The sequence below is a fragment of the Arhodomonas sp. KWT genome (assembly GCF_010993615.1).
This window is the reverse complement of record NZ_WNXE01000615.1, coordinates 1-985: the sequence shown is the minus strand read 5'-3', so window position 1 is coordinate 985 and position 985 is coordinate 1. Positions and strand designations below refer to the sequence as shown.

The 985-nt window shown below is 69.5% G+C and carries 1 protein-coding gene; it reads left to right on the top strand.

Annotated elements, in window-relative coordinates:
* A partial coding sequence (locus tag G7A99_RS21150) for a TonB-dependent siderophore receptor (protein WP_163143883.1) occupies positions 1-985 on the top strand: 985 nt, incomplete at both ends.

The following is a 985-nucleotide window of genomic DNA, read 5'->3' as shown; positions in this document are numbered from 1 at the left end:
GCGGGCGTGACCACAGGCGCCTATGGACTCGATCCCCGCTTCGACCAGATCCGGGTACGCGGCTTCTCCGTCACCACCGTCGGCGACTACCGCGACGGGCTGCGCCAGCCCTACGCGCAGTACGGTACCTTCCGCACCGAGCCCTACAACCTGGAGCGCGTGGAGGTCTTCAAGGGCCCAACCTCCTCGCTTTACGGCGCCAGCTCCGCCGGTGGCCTGGTCAACCGGGTGAGCAAGCGCCCGACCACGGAACCGCACCGCGAGATCCGGGCGCGCTACAGCTCCGCCTCCCGCCGGGAGCTGGCGGCGGACGTCTCCGGGCCGCTGGACGAGGCGGCCCGGCGGCGCTACCGCGTCGTCGCCCTGGCCCGCGAGGGCGACGGCAACTTCCACATCGCCGACGACCGGTTGATGCTCGCCCCGTCGTTCACCTGGCAGCCGACAGCGGACACCTCGCTGACCCTCATCGGCCTGCTCCAGAAGGACGAGACCGACAGCAACGTCGCCTCGCTCAACCGCAACGGCCAGATCTACGACATCCGCGCCAGCGACCCGGACTACGACTACCAGAAGGTCACCCAGTACCAGTTCGGCTACCAGCTCGCGCACCGCTTCAACCGCGTCTTCGAGGTGGGACAGAACGTCCGCTACAGCGGCCTGGACCTCGACGCCCGCTACCTCACGGGCTCCGCGGCCGGCGGCGGCTGGGACGGCGACACCTACCAGCGCGGTGCCACCGCCCTCGAGGAGGACATGGACGCGTTCCAGGTCGACAACCACCTCAAGGCCCGCTTCGATACCGGCGCACTGCAGCATCACTCCATGCTGGGCGTGGACTACCACCACTTCGACTCCACCTTCGGCCAGGGCAGCAGCGCCGCCGATCCGCGTTACGACCTGTCCCTGGAGGACCCGCACTACGGTGCCTCCGGCCCGACGCCGGACATAACCTCGGAGACCGGGATGGAGGTTCGCCAGCTCGGGG